Raw genomic sequence first — 13,624 nt, 5'->3', positions numbered from 1 at the left:
TTAGAGGACGCCAGCGTCTCGAAGTAAGTCAACGGTTCCGGCCACGTCAGCCAGTTCGCTCAGGTTGATATCCGGCGGGTTCAGGTCGTCGATACGCGGCAGGTCACCGACCGGTGCGACGCCCGGAATCATCGGATACGCGAACGTCCGGGTGGCGAAGAACTCCTGTGCCTCCGCCGAGAGGACGTGCCGGACGAAGTTCGCTGCCAGGTCTGCGTTGTCGGTTCCGTCGATGATTTCGAGGCCCGAGACGTTGACGAGTGCCCCGGCATCACCTTCGGTGAACGCGAGGCCGATGGGCGAGCTTTCGCGGGCAGACTGAACTCGAAGCGTGTAGTAGTGGTTAGCGAAGCCGGCGGTCAGTTCCCCGTCGGCGCAGGCGTTTGAGACGCGGAACTCGTCGGCGTAGGTACTAATGCCGTGGTCCTGCATCGCCTGGAGCCACGACATCGTCTCGTCGTCGCCGCGGATGAGTCGCATCGCGGTGACGAACGACTGGAACGCGCCGTAGCTCGGGGCCCAGCCCATGCTGTTTTCGAGCGCAGCGGTCTCCGGGAACTCCTGAACCGTCGACGGGATGTCGGATTCGGAGATCTGGTTCGTGTTGTACGGAATCGCTCGGGCGCGGCCGGCGATGCCCACCCAGCGGCCCTCGCTGTCCTGGTACGCGTCCGGAACCGTCGACAGCGCCTCTTCGGGGAGGCTCGCGGTCGCGCCAGCGTTTGCCACGGCACCGAGTGAGCCAGCGTCGATCGACATGAACACGTCTGCTGGACTTGCGCCCGCCTCGTTCTCCTCGATGATGGTGTTTGCGAGGTCACTGGATGCTTCGAGCCGGTGGTTAGCAGAGAAATCAGGATACAGCTGTTCGAACAGTTCGATGAGGTCGAGGTAGAGGCCGCCCTCGCCACCACCGAGGTACAGCGTCAGTTCGCCGCTGAGGTCCGGCAGCTCCTCGATTGAGGTCCCGCCGGGAGCGTCCCGCTGTGCCACCAGCGGGCCGGAGCCACGGAAGTCCGAGAGGGAAAGCTGACCGGTCCCAGCACCGGTCCCACCGTCGCTTCCACCATCGCCGCCGTCGCCCCCACTCAGAATACCGGAACAGCCGGCAATCGCCGCTGTCGCGGTGGTGCCACTGAGGGCGAGGAAGCGTCGTCGTGACTGCGTTGCGTTACGTCCCGTCATATCGTTAGAATCACTCATTATTTGATTTAGGGTTGCCTAAACAACTTATGCCTTTCTAGTCGTCGGCGGTTGCGGGGACCTGTTCCGCCGCGGCGTCGTCTAGTTCGTCGAGGCATGCCAGCCAGTCGAGCATGAATTCGCCGCAGTAGTTAAGGAAGGCACCGTTTTCCCAGTCGCTGAAATCGCCGTCGGCCATCGCCACGGCGATGTCCTCGAACACTTCGGCGTAGGAGTCCGCGTCCGCGCCGGCGTCGTCGACGATCTCCCAGACGTGTTCGTTGAGTTCGAGCCCGTGGACCTCGTTGGTGAGGTCCGAGAACGTAGAGCGGGGCGCTTTGTTGTGTTCACACAGCGGGTCGCCGTTGTAGATCTGCTTACCGAGCACGTCACAGGCCCGCTTGAGGAAGACGCCGGACCAGATGTCGTCAAAGCGGCCCACGTCCCACTCGTTGTCGTCCATCGGGAGCTGGTAGAACGCCGGGATGACCTCGCGACGGAACGCAAGGTTCATCGAGCAGACGGTGAGGTACTGTCCCTCTGCGGCGACGAAGTCATCGTCGAAGTCTGCCCCGGTCGTACGGGTCTGGGCCTGACCCTGCAGGTCGCCGTCCATCAGAATGCGAACAGCGTCGAGGTCGGGCACGTTCGTCCAGAGGCCCTGCGAGGCGACCACGTCATCGACGCGGCTCTGCTCAGTCGACACCGTCTCGTCCATTGCGGCGTAGGGGTAGCCACGCGGGTAGAGGCCGTGTTCGTCCTCGTTCTGGTAGAGGACGTTGACCCACTGTTCGTCGGAACTGACCGTCTCAATCTCGCCCTCGTAGGCGAGATTCTCCATGTGCGTCCCGAAGAAGTCCGCGTCATCGTGTGGTAGCGTGTCGTCGTCGATGAACACACCGTACTCGTAGTCGTTGGCCCACATGTACAGGAGGCCAAACGAGGTCTGTGCGTGGCTTGCTTCGGGGATAAGATGCGAGTATCCGCTCGCGCCGTGGGCCTCAAACCACGCCTCGCGGGCGGTTCCGTCGTAGACGGCTCCGTCAACGCCCTCTTCGTCGAGCATCTGTTCCATCGCGTCGGTGTCACAGAAGTCCTCGGTGATGAGTACGACGAACAGTCGGTCCAGATCGAACCCGTGGTCCCGGGCGTTCTGGAAGTACGACCGCATGCACTCGTGGTTTCGAATCGTCGGCACCATTACGCAGATGTCGGCTGTCATGTGCTGGCCGTATCTCTTTAGGCCATCCTAAAAGATTTGGCGTTCTTCTTTGCTACCCTCGTGAGTCTGTCTTCTAGCCGTCACTTCTCGTGTACTAGCAGCATCATTATATTCTAAATTCGACGTTTAATGTTGTATAAGGCGAACTGTTATTTGGCTGTGCTTTGCCAGATTAGGTGATGAGCGTACGAAGCAACAGGGCTCCCATCAACCACGAATGAACCTGGACAATCAAACCTGTGTCGTCACTGGGTCCTCACGTGGTATCGGCCGCGGAATCGCCAAAGATCTCGGTGCTCACGGGGCTAACGTCGTCGTTAATTATCGGTCCTCGGACGCGGAAGCCCGCGCCGTCGTCGAGGACATCCGGGAAGGGGGCGGCACCGCTATCGCGGCCCAGGCCGACGTGGCGAAACTCGATGAGGTCCGGGCAATGCGTGAGAAGGTGGCCGACGAGTTCGGGTCCGCAGACGTGCTCGTCAACAACGCTGGAATCACTATCGACAAAAAGTTCGAAAACATGAGCCGCGACGACTGGGAGACGGTAATCGATGTCAACCTTGGCGGCGTGTTCAACGGGACGAAAGCCTTCTACGACGACATTCGCGACGCCGAGCACGGCCGACTGATAAATATCTCTAGCGTCGTCGGTCAGCAAGGGAACATCGGGCAGGCTAACTACGCGACGACGAAATCGGGGCTGTTTGGCTTTACACGGACGCTCGCACTTGAGTTAGCACACACGGGGTCAACCGCGAACTGCGTTGCGCCGGGCTTCGTCAAGACCGATATGCTGGAGGAGGTGCCCGAACGCGTTCAGGAAAAGATTCTGCGGGAGATTCCGCTCGACCGGTTCGCGCGCGTTGAAGACATCGCTGGCATCGTGCGGTTCGTTGCCAGCGAGGAATCGAGCTACATGACAGGACAGGTACTTGGTGTCAACGGCGGGATGGAGTGGTAGGATGAGTCAACAGGAAGAACCAGAAGACGAGACTGGGGCACCTGACGACGCGGTCGAAGAGTTGCGACAGAAACGGGCCGAAGCTGAACTCGGAGGCGGTGAAGCTCGTATCGAATCCCAGCACGAGAAGGGCAAGATGACCGCCCGCGAGCGCATCAACTTTCTCGTCGACGATGGGACGTTCAACGAGGTCGACCCGTTCGTCGAGCACCGGTCGACGAACTTCGGTATGGAAGAGAAACGGTTCGCCGGTGATGCGGTTGTTACCGGTTACGGTGAAGTCGACGGTCGGAAGGTGTTCCTGTTCGCACACGATTTCACCGTACTGGGTGGGTCCGTTGGCGAAGTCGTCGCCGACAAAATCTGTAAAGTGATGGACCGGGCCATCGAGAACGGTGTCCCGGTCATCGGACTCAACGACTCCGGCGGCGCGCGCATTCAGGAAGGCGTCGACTCACTGGTGGGCTTTGCCAAGATATTCGAGCGCAACACCAAGGCGAGTGGTCTCATCCCCCAGATATCCGCGATCATGGGGCCATGTGCCGGCGGAGCCACCTACAGCCCGGCGCTGACTGACTTCACCTTCATGGTGCAAGACACCAGCCACATGTTCATCACCGGGCCGGACGTCATCGAGACGGTGACCGGCGAACAGGTGTCGAAAGAGGAACTCGGCGGTGCGGGCTCTCACTCCACCAAATCCGGTGTCGCTCACTTCTCGTACCCATCGGAGGAGGAAGCGCTGGAAAACATCCGCCGACTCCTGTCGTACCTCCCGGCGAACAACATGGAGGACCCGCCGCGAGTCAAGCCGTGGGACGACCCTGAGCGAGAGATTCCCGGCGTGACCGATATCGTCCCCTCGGCCCCACGCAAGCCTTACGACATGACGAAGGTCATCGACGCCATCGTTGACGAAGACTCCTTCTTCGAGGTCCACGGCAACTGGGCACGCAACGTCGTGGTGGGGTTCTCGCGGATGGACGGCCAGTCGGTCGGCGTCGTCGCCAATCAGCCACGCGTGAGCGCGGGGACGCTTGACATTGACGCGGCAGAGAAAGCGGCTCGGTTCGTCCGCTTCTGTGACTCGTTCAACATCCCCATCCTCACGCTCGTCGACGTGCCCGGGTTCATGCCCGGCACGGACCAGGAGCACAACGGCATCATCCGGCGGGGCGCGAAACTCATCTACGCCTACGCCGAGGCAACGGTCCCGCTGCTGTCGGTCGTCGTACGGAAGGCCTACGGCGGCGCGTACATCGTCATGTCTTCGAAGTTCCTGGGCAGCGACGTGAACTACGCCTGGCCCGGCTCGGAGATGGCCGTGCTCGGGCCGCGGGGTGCCGTCAACATCCTCTACCGAAACGAGATCGCGGAGGCCGACGACCCGGACGCCAAGCGGCAGGAACTGATGGACGAGTTCCGCGACGAGTTCGCCAATCCGTACGGGCCGGCGAAGCGGGGCTATCTCGACGACGTCATCGAACCGAAGGAGACGCGCAAGCGCCTCATTCAGGACCTCGACCTCCTGCAGCGCAAGCGCGAGGATACACCGCCGAAAGACCACGGCAACATCCCACTGTAACATGACGACTCGCAACACCCCACAGTCGGACGCGGAGTCGGTACTGACAACCGGCAGCGAGGGGCCGGAGGACCTGTCGCTGTCGATACCGGCGGACGCATCACAGGCCGAGGCGGCGGCTATCACCGCCGCGATTAGCGCCCACGTGACTGACCGCCAACGGGCTGCTGTGGCAACAGCACAGCGGCAGACGGTTGAATACGCCGATGAGTGGACGCTGGCAGGACGGCTGGCGAGTGTGGGCAAACGCCGCCCTCCGAACAATGTCAAACGCGGCGAAGAGTGGAAGGCGGCGGCGCGAGCGCGATACTAGGATTCGGTAAACTCCTGCAGCACTTCGAGGTCGCGGGTGGTCCGCATAAACTCCGACAGCGACCGCTCGGCCCCACAGTCGTCACAGGCGAACTGCGTCTCCGGGGCAGAGAGATCAGTTACTTGCGCTTCCCAGGCAACCGAACACGCCGGACATTGTAGTTGGAGCCAAGCCTCCTGCATATTCCGTGTGTGGTTAGCACACACGGATATACTTTGTGTGGATTCTCACTGCCGGGGGCAGTAGTGTCGTTTGGCGATTCGGGGTGTTTTTGGCCTGCCTAAATATAGGAAGATTTAAACCAATTAGGCAAGCCTAAAAATATATGGACCGACGAGAGTACATCGTTGCGGCCGGTGCCGGGCTGGCAGGTGCCGTCGCCGGCTGTTCAGGGCAGTCGGAGACCGGGAGCGATAGTGAGGGGACGACTGACAATCCAACGGGGTCCGGTACGTCGGCCGCGGAGTCGACTGCGGCCGCAGAACCGACGGATTCGGGCTACTCCGTCTCGATGGAGCCAGTCGGCGAGGTTTCCTTCGAGTCAGTGCCGGAGGGCTGGGTCGCAAACAACGGAAGTTGGGCCGACATGGGAATCGCGCTCGGCCTCGATGCACCGGAGGGCGTCTGGCTCCCCTCACGGTACCACACCCAGTATTACGACGAGATACCGGGCGTCAGCGTCGACGGGAGCTCGCTCAGGAAGCTGTGGGGCGACAGCGGTGTCGGCAAGGAGCAGTTCTACGAAATAGACGCTGATATCCACGTCATGGACCCGAACTTCCTGCAGAGCCGCGGGTCCTGGGAGCGGTCGGACATCGAGGAAATCGAGTCCCAGATCGCGCCATTCTTCGGGAACAGTATCTTCTCGACGGGCTACACGTGGCACGATTACACCTACTACACGCTGTACGAAGCCTTCGAGAAACTCTCCCGGGCGTTCCAGCGAACGGACCGGTTCGAGGCGTTCCAGTCCCTCCACGAGGAGTTCCGGACGGGTCTGGGTGACATCGTTCCGGACTCGAACTCCGACCGGCCGGAAGTGGCCATCATGTGGGCCGGGGGCAACGAGCCGACGAGCTTCTCGCCGTACCTCATCGAGGACGGGACCAGTTTCAAACAGTGGCGGGACCTGCGCGTTCGCGACGCGTTCGCAAAAACTGATGTCAGGGACTTCCACGCAGACCGGAGCACGGTCGACTTCGAGACGCTACTTGACATCGACCCCGAGTACATGCTCCTGCGCGGACACGAGACCAAGACACGCGCGGAGTTCGAGGACACAGTCGTCAGCTACCTCGAATCGGATGAGACTGGAAGCGAACTGACGGCAGTACAGAACGGGAACGTGTTCCGCGGTGGGCCGCTGTACCAGGGGCCGATAACGAATCTGGTCGTCACCGAGCGGGCAGCATCGCAGGTGTACGACGTGGACCGGGAGCTATTCGACCGCCAGCGCGTCGCCGACATCGTCGCCGGAGACCTGTAAGGACTCATGGTCGGACGAACGCTCGCAGACATCCGTGATAGGCTCTCGGAACTCAGTGTGGCTGTCGGGCCGTACCGCGTCGTCAGCGCCAGAACGGGCACGCCGCCGTTCCCAGTGTCAGGAATGCAGTTCCCGGACCGCGAGACGGCTGCCGAAGCGGCCAGCGTCGCGACCGCATACCGAAGTGCCCTCCGTCGCTACGACCCCCGCGTCACCGTCCACGGCCTCATCGTCTGTGAAGCGCCGTGGGGGACCGATGCCGTCAGGACTGGCCCGTCGTCGCTCCCGGAGTACTGCCATACGGTCGCCGGGTCGCTGTTCGAGGTGCTGTCGGGCCGTCATCGCTCCGTCGAGCAGGCAGTCATCGACAGCTACCTCGAAGCGGCCGAGGAGACGGAGAACCGCGAGCGCCTCTGTCTGGCGATGCTCGAAAGTATGGCCACGGCGATCGCCGACAATCTCGACCCGGAAGTACAGGCGGACACCCTCCGCGAAGCCGCCGGACAGTTACCGCGCAAGCCGAGCGGGCCCGAACCGGTTCGGGACGCCGTCGCCGACCTCGAAGCAGCGGGACTTGTCGACGAGGCAGCAATCGAACCCGCAGCCGTCGGTCCCGGCCGCTGTGCCAGATATATCACATTACAGAACTATCGCCCGACACTGTCGGACCTTCGCTGTCCGGTGTTGCCGATTGCCGTCGAGCTACTGCGCCGGACGAGTATCACGCCACAGATGGCACAAGCGGAGCGAACTGCGGATGGCTGGCGGCTGCTCGTCTCACTGGCCGGCGACCAACCCGCCGAGGGGCTATCGGTCGTTACGACGACTGCCTGAACATTACACTCGCTCTATAGGTCAGACCGTAATACATACACGAGACCCCTGTGACGGCACAGGTATGGGAGTCGCAGTAATCGGCGCGTCAATGACGAAGTTCGGGCAACGCGACGCCTGGATCCGTGAGTTACTCTCGCAGGCGGGCGAGGAGTGTCTCACGGACGCCGGCGTCGCGCCCGACGACGTAGAGCACCTGTACGTCTCGAACATGTCGAGCGGCGAGTTCGAGGGCCAGACGGGCATCATGAACCTGCTGGCCCACGATCTGGGGGTGCTTCCGGCTTACAGCGAGCGAGTCGACCAGACCTCGTCTTCTGGCGGGGCCGGTATCTACGAGGCCTGGCAGTCAGTCGCCAGCGGGGCCAGCGAGATGACGCTGCTGGTCGGCGCGGAGAAGATGACCCACAAGACCACGGGCCAGGCGACCGACATCATCGCCTCGATTACCCACCCCGACGAGTACAAACACGGCGTCACGCTCCCCTCCTTTGCCGGGATGACTGCTCGGCACTACCTGGAGCGGTTCGACGCCCCGCGGGAGTCGCTCGCCCGGGTCGCGGTCAAGAACCACAGAAACGGTGTGGACAACCCCAAGGCGCAGTTCCAGAAGGAAATCACGATGGAGAAAGCGCTTGAGTCGCCGATCATCGCTGACCCACTGCGGCTGTATGACTTCTGTCCGATCACGGACGGCAGCGCCGCGCTCATGTTCACGACAGAGGAACGGGCCAAAGAGATTACCGACGAGTACGCTGTCGTCTCCGGCATCGGCGGGGCGACCGACACCCACGTCGTTCACGAGCGCGACGACCCGACTGTCATGGGCGGGGTCGTCGAATCGAGCGAGCAGGCCTACGAGATGGCCGGCCTCGGCCCCGACGACCTCGACGTGGCCGAGCTTCACGACATGTTCACGATTCTGGAGTTCCTCCAGCTAGAGGGCATCGGCGTCGCAGACCAGGGCACGGCCTGGGAGCTGGCAATGGATGGCGCGACCGCCAAGGACGGCGACCTGCCCATCAACACCTCCGGGGGCCTCAAGTCCAAGGGCCACCCGCTGGGGGCCAGCGGCGTCGCGCAGGGCGTCGAAATATACGAACAGCTCGTCGGCGAGGCCGGGCCGCGGCAGGTCGAGGCCGACACCGCCCTGGCGTGTAACGTCGGCGGCTTCGGCAACTGTGTCATCACCACCATCATGGAGGCCGCAGAATGACGCTGGAAGCAGGCATGTGCTCGAACGGCCACGTCTCGTACCCCACCCATCCGCTGTGTCCGGAGTGTGGCGAACCCCAGGAAGAGACCTTCGACCTCTCGGACCGGACCGGCGAGGTCGTCACCTGGACCCACTCGACGGCGACGCCGCCGGGCGTCCGCGAGCCCAACACGCTCGCTATCGTCGAGTTCGACATCACGGACGTCGACGGCGCGAGCGACGAGTTCGTCCGCGCGCTCGGACAGGTGACCACGGACGAAGTCGAGACCGGCGACACGGTCGAACCCGTCTACGTCGAGGAACTCCGCGACCCCGACGCAGGCATCAAGGTGCCAGAGAGCCAGGACTGGGACGGCTACCGCTGGGACCCCGTCTGATTAGTTCTCCTCGCCCTGTCTGGTGATACGCCCCTCCGTCGTCGGCGAAATCGTTCCCGCTTCTTCGATAGTGTTGATGACGAGGTCAGAGAGGAGCGCCCCCTCGTTCGAGGAGACGAGGACGGTGGTGTCACTGAGCATGCTGTAGCCGTCGCCGCCGCCGGAGACGAAGTCGTTGGTCGCCAGCGTGTACGTCGCCGCCGGGTCGACCGGCTCGCCGCCCGCCGTGGCTTCGATGATACGGTCGCCACTCTCCGCGGTGGGGTCGTAGGTGTAGGTGATACCACTGACCTGCGGGAACCGGCCGGCTCCTTCTTCGATGCGGCTGACACCGTTTTCCAGCGCCGCGAGCAGCGTCTCGCCCGTGATTTCCAGTTCGACCACGTTGTTCGGGAACGGGAGTATGTCGACGACCACGCGCCGCGTGATGTCCGCGGGGTTGTCCTCGCTCGCGTCCTCGAAGTACAGCGTGTCCGTCCGGATGCCGCCGCCGTTCATCAGCGCGGTGTCGGCCTCGACATCGGCCCGGATGGTGTCGGCGACGAAGTTCCCCATGTTCGACTCCCGCGCCCGGACGACCGACTGGCGGGTGTCCAGCGGCTGGGTAGTCTGCCCGATGACTACGTCCAGTTGCCGCTCCAGTTGCGTCTCGTAGTGGTCCTGGACGAGGCTGACGAAGGGGTCCGTGCCGGCCGAGGACGCCCCGACGTCGTGCAGCGCGAACTCGTGGTCCGTGACGCCGTCGTCGCCGATACCCAGCGCCAACTCGCCGAGGTACTCGTACTCGTCGCCGACGAAGGAGAGGACGGTGTCGTTGACCACCGCCGGTTCTTCCAGCACCGTCGCGGCGTGGTCCCCGATGATGGCGTCGACGCCGTCGACCTCCTCGGCGACGGTCCGTGCGGTTTCGCTCGCGAGATGGGAGAGCACGATGGTCGCGTCGGCACCGTCGGACTGTATCTGCTCTGTCACTTCCTGCAGTGCGGCGGCCGGGTCCAGGACCTCCGTGTTCTCCCCGATAGAGGTGATTTCGGGGGCTTCCGGCGTAATCAGGCCGGTGATACCCAGCGTAACGCCGCCGACATCTGTGAGGACGTACTGCTGTGCGCCCTGGTCGGCAGCGAAGACGGCCCCGCCCTCGCGGACGTTCGCGCTGACCCAGGTGAAGAGGCTGTCTCCCACCCGCTCGCGGAGGACCTCGGGTCCCATGTCGAAGTCGTGGTTGCCGTAGGTGTCGAAGTCCAGGCCGCCGGCGTTGAACGTCGAGACGACGTGTCGCCCGTCGAACACCGCCGACAGGACCGACGACGCCAGGTCGTCGCCGTTGCCCACCCGGAGCGTGGCGTCCGTGTCCTCGGCGATGTCGTTCATCAGCCCGAAGTACCGGGAGACGTTGAGGCCGTCCGCGCCGGCGTTGGCGAACCGGCCGTGGACGTGGGTGTCGTGCAGGAACGTGACGGTGGTCCCGTCGGTCTGTAACGCGGCGCTTGCGGTCGTCGAGCCGACTGCGAGGCTGCCCAGGACGGCCGCGCCCGTCCCGAGTACGTCACGACGTGTCGCCTGATATGTCATATAGATGTGTTATATTACAAACAGGACTTCATACTTTGCGTCGCGGCAAGAGTACTGATGGGTCACAGACGCGGCGAGGCGGGGTGTATCACACGGTCGAGACAGTCGTCGAACCGGTGTCCGGGAGGGTCCCCGTCTCGTCGAGTTCCGCGATGCACTCCTCGACAGATTCCGCCCGGCCCGCGTCAGCGAAGGGAGCCACCTGTACGAGGTCGCCGCCCTCGTAGACTGCGAGGCAGACGGCCGGCATGACGAGTTCCCGGCGTTTCTCACCCGTCGTCGAACTGTAACAGAGGCGGGTGTCGAAAAACGGTGCGAGACAGACCCCGGCCTCGCGGGCCCACTCCGCGAACTCGTTGTAGAGGGTTCGCTCGGGTCCGTCACCAGAGCCCTGTAACGGGACGCGTTTCGCCCACTCGACCGTCTCAACCTCAGTGAGTACGCCACGGCACACCAGCTCCCGGAGTTCGCCTTCGATAGCGTTACAGCGTTTCCGTGACGGCGCTGGGAGGTCAGACCGGACGAACAGAGTCGCCCGTCGACCACCCGGAGCGGTAGAGCTGGACATGGGTATTCATATCTATACTTGTACTATAATAAATCATTATGTTTTATGAAGTATGATTTCGCGCCGTACTGAAATCCGTTATTCCTCATCGCTTCCATCGCCGTTTTCGGTACCGTCATCGCCCCTATCCGGACCATCGATTTCGTCCTTTATCGACCGTAGCTCGGCATCTACGTCTACTGGCACGTCAGTAGCCTGCTCGGAGTGCATCTCGTCACTCACCCCCGGCTCATTTGCTAACCGATCTCGGATCTGATTACGCAATTGTTGGGCTTCCTGAATGAGCTCGCGGGCCTCTTCGTCTTCCGGCGTTCCTTCCACAGCCTGCTGGAGGTCTGTCAGTGCACCGTCGAGACGGGAGAGCGTGGCCCGACTCAGTTCACTCGCACGCTGTCGAACTTCGTCGGAGGCGGAGCCGGTCGATGTCGGCCGGCCTTCGGCCATCCGGAGGGCGCGCCGGAGGAGTTTCAGCGCCTCGATATTGGTCTTCAGGACCAGAATGACTGCAGGGATAGTCACGTCGCTAGTGAACCGGAGGAGTTCACCTGGCGTCGGTGGCCTCGGCAGGCCGCTGTCGGTCGTGGGCTCGACCTCCGTCTCAAGCTCCTGTAGCGTCGTGACGAGGTCCGTAATCAGAGCGGTAAGGTCGTCGTCCGAACTCATACCTCTCCCTTGTCGCCTCGGGTACTAAAGGCCGCGCCGTAGCAGTGGCCAGCGTCTGGGAGCCTCCGTCGCGGTGCCGGCGGCTAGTGTCCACGGGTGATTAGGCCAACCAAAATCCTTTTAGCTTTAGGGGTGCCTAACTCTGGTAATGCCATCACAGACGGACGATGTCGAGGCCTCCGAGGATCGCCCGGACGTTGCAGCACTGGACAGCGGTGCTGACAGAACCGTGTTCACCGAAGACGGAAACCGAGACGGCTGGATTTCGACCGACGTAACTGTCGACCTTCGACGATAGTCCGTTCGTCCCCGCTCGCGTTTCTCATTCCTTCGCGTTTCGGACTGCTCCCTGCCGGAGCGACTCACCTCACGCTGTACTCCCCGTGGTAAATGGGGAACTATCCGGGAGGAGAAACTGAGAGAGAAAGGCTTGTGCCGAGTTAGTCCATGACGAGCGTGTCGTCTTCGAGGTAGTGCTCGATGTGGTGGGCGTCTTCTTCCGTCTGCACGATGATTTCACGGAGGATCTGCGCCGTGGCGTGGTCGCCGAGGTTCTCCGCGAGATCGATGTGGTCACGGAGCGACTCGATGACGTCGCCGTACATCTCGAGGTCGTTTTCGAGCGACGTCCGGATGTCGTACACGTCCTGCCCTTCCGGTTCTACCGATGCGTGCTCTTCCTGTGCCTTGCCACCGGCGATGGGCGTGCCACCGAGAGCCTGCGCTCGCTCTGCAAGCTCGTCGGCCGCCTCTTCGGCGTGCTCGGCGGCGTCGCCGAGGAACAGGTGGAGGTCGCGGAACTCAGCACCCTCAACGTTCCAGTGGTGCTTCTTGACCTGATGATACAGCGTGTACGTGTCTGCCAGGTCCTGATTCAGCGCGTTGATTACCTGCTCGGACTTCTCCTTGTCGAGGCGGAGTTCGTTCTCTTCGACTTCCCCGAACTCGCGTCGGACGTGCTCTTGTGTTGGCATGGTCATTTTATCGTATAAGTGGAAGCCACTTAAAGATTGTTTTGTGAAAATATGTTTTCGGGAACCCAAAAATTATATTCTCAGATGGAATGGCTGGTTGCTTGAAGTGAAATATTATCCATCAATCACAACTGTCGCTTTGGCCCGGCTTTGACACCTGATATAAGAGGGAAGACGCCTACTGGGGCGACGGCCTGGAAACAACCAGCGCGACAGCGTTCTCACCGATAGCGCCGCTCTCGACCGCTGTTTCACGGAGGACCTGCTCCTGATGGACTGCGACGACCGCAGCGAGCAGGTAATCGTCGAGGCCGAGATGCGTGCCATACTCCTCCCAGACGGTTTCTCTGACCGCCACGAAGAACGTCTCTGGAGTGCGGTGTAGTACTACGTCGTCGAATCGCTTTCGCCATTCGTAAACGAGGTCCTCGACACCCGGATTCTCGCGCATCGTTCGCTGGTGGTCGGCGAGCGCGGATCGTAACTGCTTCTCGTCGACCCTGTTCGTCTCCGCAACTCCACGGACTACCGTGTCGTCAAACGGAGCCAGGAGTGTTGCGTCAGTCATCGGACGCCGCTACGGGAGTGACGAACAAAAACACCGTCACACCGAAATCGCGGTAATGAATCGTCTAGATTCCCGCTCGCTGGGAGTTCCCCACACATATATT

Annotated in this window: 15 protein-coding genes; 7 read left to right on the top strand and 8 right to left on the bottom strand. The window is 62.2% G+C overall.

Annotated elements, in window-relative coordinates; genetic code table 11:
• Together BVU17_07490 and BVU17_07485 are read right to left on the bottom strand one after the other, a co-directional pair.
• The gene (locus BVU17_07490) at nucleotides 1-1,185 is read right to left on the bottom strand and encodes an iron ABC transporter substrate-binding protein (GenBank protein ID AUG47370.1); all 1,185 of its coding nucleotides are present in this window, start codon (nucleotides 1,183-1,185) and stop codon (nucleotides 1-3) included.
• 55 nt (nucleotides 1,186-1,240) lie between these two features.
• Complete coding sequence (locus BVU17_07485) at nucleotides 1,241-2,404, bottom strand: alpha-1 4-glucan-protein synthase (protein ID AUG47369.1); 1,164 nt, start codon at nucleotides 2,402-2,404, stop codon at nucleotides 1,241-1,243.
• 217 nt (nucleotides 2,405-2,621) lie between these two features.
• On the opposite strand from BVU17_07485, the gene BVU17_07480 reads away from it, so the two are divergent.
• From BVU17_07480 to BVU17_07470, 3 genes are read left to right on the top strand one after another with little or no spacing between them, the layout of a single operon-like run.
• On the top strand, nucleotides 2,622-3,365 hold the full coding sequence (locus tag BVU17_07480) for a beta-ketoacyl-ACP reductase (GenBank protein AUG47368.1): 744 nt from the start codon (nucleotides 2,622-2,624) through the stop codon (nucleotides 3,363-3,365).
• A gap of 1 nt (nucleotide 3,366) precedes the next feature.
• On the top strand, nucleotides 3,367-4,950 hold the full coding sequence (locus tag BVU17_07475; GenBank protein AUG47367.1) for a methylmalonyl-CoA carboxyltransferase: 1,584 nt from the start codon (nucleotides 3,367-3,369) through the stop codon (nucleotides 4,948-4,950).
• A 1-nt stretch (nucleotide 4,951) separates the two neighbouring features.
• Nucleotides 4,952-5,263 carry a hypothetical protein gene (locus tag BVU17_07470; protein AUG47366.1) on the top strand — a complete coding sequence of 104 codons (312 nt, stop codon included), beginning with the start codon at nucleotides 4,952-4,954 and terminating at the stop codon, nucleotides 5,261-5,263.
• Here BVU17_07470 and BVU17_07465 read toward each other — a convergent pair.
• Nucleotides 5,260-5,445 carry a hypothetical protein gene (locus BVU17_07465; GenBank protein ID AUG47365.1) on the bottom strand — a complete coding sequence of 62 codons (186 nt, stop codon included), beginning with the start codon at nucleotides 5,443-5,445 and terminating at the stop codon, nucleotides 5,260-5,262. The genes BVU17_07470 and BVU17_07465 overlap by 4 nt on opposite strands.
• A gap of 143 nt (nucleotides 5,446-5,588) precedes the next feature.
• Between BVU17_07465 and BVU17_07460 the strand changes: the two genes are divergently transcribed.
• The 4 genes from BVU17_07460 to BVU17_07445 all read left to right on the top strand — a co-directional run bounded on the left by BVU17_07460 (nucleotide 5,589) and on the right by BVU17_07445 (nucleotide 9,176).
• Nucleotides 5,589-6,749, top strand: a complete 1,161-nt coding sequence (locus BVU17_07460; protein AUG47364.1) for a Fe3+-hydroxamate ABC transporter substrate-binding protein — start codon at nucleotides 5,589-5,591, stop codon at nucleotides 6,747-6,749.
• Between the two features lie 6 nt (nucleotides 6,750-6,755).
• Complete coding sequence (locus tag BVU17_07455; GenBank protein AUG47363.1) at nucleotides 6,756-7,583, top strand: hypothetical protein; 828 nt, start codon at nucleotides 6,756-6,758, stop codon at nucleotides 7,581-7,583.
• Nucleotides 7,584-7,647: 64 nt separating this feature from the next.
• A complete protein-coding gene (locus BVU17_07450; GenBank protein ID AUG47362.1) occupies nucleotides 7,648-8,799 on the top strand; it encodes a 3-ketoacyl-CoA thiolase in 1,152 nt (383 codons plus the stop codon).
• Nucleotides 8,796-9,176 (top strand): nucleic acid-binding protein, encoded by a 381-nt coding sequence (locus BVU17_07445; GenBank protein AUG47361.1) that lies wholly within the window; start codon nucleotides 8,796-8,798, stop codon nucleotides 9,174-9,176. Before BVU17_07450 ends, BVU17_07445 begins: the two co-directional genes overlap by 4 nt.
• Here the strand turns inward: BVU17_07445 and BVU17_07440 are convergent, their stop codons facing one another.
• The 5 genes from BVU17_07440 to BVU17_07420 form a co-directional block, all read right to left on the bottom strand.
• Nucleotides 9,177-10,748 carry a 2',3'-cyclic-nucleotide 2'-phosphodiesterase gene (locus BVU17_07440; GenBank protein ID AUG47360.1) on the bottom strand — a complete coding sequence of 524 codons (1,572 nt, stop codon included), beginning with the start codon at nucleotides 10,746-10,748 and terminating at the stop codon, nucleotides 9,177-9,179.
• An 88-nt stretch (nucleotides 10,749-10,836) separates the two neighbouring features.
• Nucleotides 10,837-11,316, bottom strand: coding sequence for a hypothetical protein (locus BVU17_07435; protein AUG47359.1), 480 nt, complete (start codon nucleotides 11,314-11,316; stop codon nucleotides 10,837-10,839).
• 78 nt (nucleotides 11,317-11,394) lie between these two features.
• A complete protein-coding gene (locus tag BVU17_07430) occupies nucleotides 11,395-11,979 on the bottom strand; it encodes a hypothetical protein (protein ID AUG47358.1) in 585 nt (194 codons plus the stop codon).
• 440 nt (nucleotides 11,980-12,419) lie between these two features.
• Nucleotides 12,420-12,953 (bottom strand): DNA starvation/stationary phase protection protein, encoded by a 534-nt coding sequence (locus BVU17_07425; GenBank protein ID AUG48861.1) that lies wholly within the window; start codon nucleotides 12,951-12,953, stop codon nucleotides 12,420-12,422.
• A gap of 178 nt (nucleotides 12,954-13,131) precedes the next feature.
• Nucleotides 13,132-13,521 (bottom strand): hypothetical protein, encoded by a 390-nt coding sequence (locus tag BVU17_07420; GenBank protein ID AUG47357.1) that lies wholly within the window; start codon nucleotides 13,519-13,521, stop codon nucleotides 13,132-13,134.
• Between the last annotated feature and the right edge of the window lie 103 nt (nucleotides 13,522-13,624).

It is taken from the genome of Haloarcula taiwanensis, from assembly GCA_002844335.1.
In the GTDB taxonomy this organism is placed as follows: domain Archaea; phylum Halobacteriota; class Halobacteria; order Halobacteriales; family Haloarculaceae; genus Haloarcula; species Haloarcula taiwanensis.
The sequence above is the reverse complement of the archived record's forward strand: the minus strand, read 5'-3'. Positions and strand labels throughout refer to the sequence as shown.

Excerpts from the sequence above, each read along its gene's own strand:
- BVU17_07490 (AUG47370.1), bottom strand. The coding sequence starts at position 1,185 with ATGACGGGACGTAACGCAACGCAGTCACGACGACGCTTCCTCGCCCTC.
- BVU17_07485 (AUG47369.1), bottom strand. The coding sequence starts at position 2,404 with ATGACAGCCGACATCTGCGTAATGGTGCCGACGATTCGAAACCACGAG.
- BVU17_07480 (AUG47368.1), top strand. The coding sequence starts at position 2,622 with ATGAACCTGGACAATCAAACCTGTGTCGTCACTGGGTCCTCACGTGGT.
- BVU17_07475 (AUG47367.1), top strand. The coding sequence starts at position 3,367 with ATGAGTCAACAGGAAGAACCAGAAGACGAGACTGGGGCACCTGACGAC.
- BVU17_07470 (AUG47366.1), top strand. The coding sequence starts at position 4,952 with ATGACGACTCGCAACACCCCACAGTCGGACGCGGAGTCGGTACTGACA.
- BVU17_07465 (AUG47365.1), bottom strand. The coding sequence starts at position 5,445 with ATGCAGGAGGCTTGGCTCCAACTACAATGTCCGGCGTGTTCGGTTGCC.
- BVU17_07460 (AUG47364.1), top strand. The coding sequence starts at position 5,589 with ATGGACCGACGAGAGTACATCGTTGCGGCCGGTGCCGGGCTGGCAGGT.
- BVU17_07455 (AUG47363.1), top strand. The coding sequence starts at position 6,756 with ATGGTCGGACGAACGCTCGCAGACATCCGTGATAGGCTCTCGGAACTC.
- BVU17_07450 (AUG47362.1), top strand. The coding sequence starts at position 7,648 with ATGGGAGTCGCAGTAATCGGCGCGTCAATGACGAAGTTCGGGCAACGC.
- BVU17_07445 (AUG47361.1), top strand. The coding sequence starts at position 8,796 with ATGACGCTGGAAGCAGGCATGTGCTCGAACGGCCACGTCTCGTACCCC.
- BVU17_07440 (AUG47360.1), bottom strand. The coding sequence starts at position 10,748 with ATGACATATCAGGCGACACGTCGTGACGTACTCGGGACGGGCGCGGCC.
- BVU17_07435 (AUG47359.1), bottom strand. The coding sequence starts at position 11,316 with ATGTCCAGCTCTACCGCTCCGGGTGGTCGACGGGCGACTCTGTTCGTC.
- BVU17_07430 (AUG47358.1), bottom strand. The coding sequence starts at position 11,979 with ATGAGTTCGGACGACGACCTTACCGCTCTGATTACGGACCTCGTCACG.
- BVU17_07425 (AUG48861.1), bottom strand. The coding sequence starts at position 12,953 with ATGCCAACACAAGAGCACGTCCGACGCGAGTTCGGGGAAGTCGAAGAG.
- BVU17_07420 (AUG47357.1), bottom strand. The coding sequence starts at position 13,521 with ATGACTGACGCAACACTCCTGGCTCCGTTTGACGACACGGTAGTCCGT.